Genomic DNA, 675 nt, shown 5'->3' with positions numbered 1-675 from the left:
CGGTGTCGTGATCGGTCGAGGTCAGCTTTTTGCGCGGCCATGCCCAATATGTGTAGTTCGGCGTGGTGCGGAACAGGCTGATCAGATCCGCCGGCTTCATGCCGTCGAAGGACATGAACTGGCCGAGCGCGTCGATGAAGAACGACAGCTTGCCCTGCACGCCGAGCGGCACGACGGGACAGGCCGGCGGCAGTTTGTCGAACGGCGCACCGTCCCACATGCCGGCCTCGATCCCGTCGCGCGCCTCGCGGGGCGCTGGGTCAAACACCTCTTGTTTCGCGGCAATATCCTGCCGTGCATCCGCGAAGGTGGCGCGGATGCTGCGCGATGCTTTGCGAGCCATGGTGTCCTATGGGCGGCCCGTCACCGCCCTGGTCGTCAGTCGACGCGCTTGAAGTGAGCTTCGAAGCGGGCACCGGGGATGACCGCCCAATCTGGCCCTTCGGCAACGAGATAGGAGCCCTCGACGTCGGCGCTGATGTCGGCGAGCGCACCTGCCGGCAGCGTCAACGGGCCGTAGTAGCCGTCAGCAAACGTGACGATCTCTTGCCCGTTGTCGGGGTTGACTGTGATGGATTGGATCTTGAGCGCGTGAACGTCGGCGCTCGATCGGTATTTCGGAAACGGCTGGCCGTTATCGGTCTGCATGGCGTCCTCGTTAAATGAAGCAGATGA

2 protein-coding genes are annotated in these 675 nt (G+C 63.4%); both read right to left on the bottom strand.

The features are described 5' to 3' along the window. A partial coding sequence (locus AC629_RS43720) for a hypothetical protein (protein ID WP_143199935.1) occupies window positions 1-343 on the bottom strand: 343 nt, incomplete at its 3' end. Window positions 344-378: 35 nt separating this feature from the next. Continuing rightward, on the bottom strand, window positions 379-675 hold a 297-nt coding region (locus AC629_RS43715; protein WP_210419235.1), incomplete at its 5' end, for a hypothetical protein.

Origin of the sequence: Bradyrhizobium sp. NAS80.1, assembly GCF_001908205.1 — a bacterium.
Classification (GTDB): Bacteria; Pseudomonadota; Alphaproteobacteria; order Rhizobiales; family Xanthobacteraceae; genus Bradyrhizobium.
The sequence above is the reverse complement of the archived record's forward strand: the minus strand, read 5'-3'. Positions and strand labels throughout refer to the sequence as shown.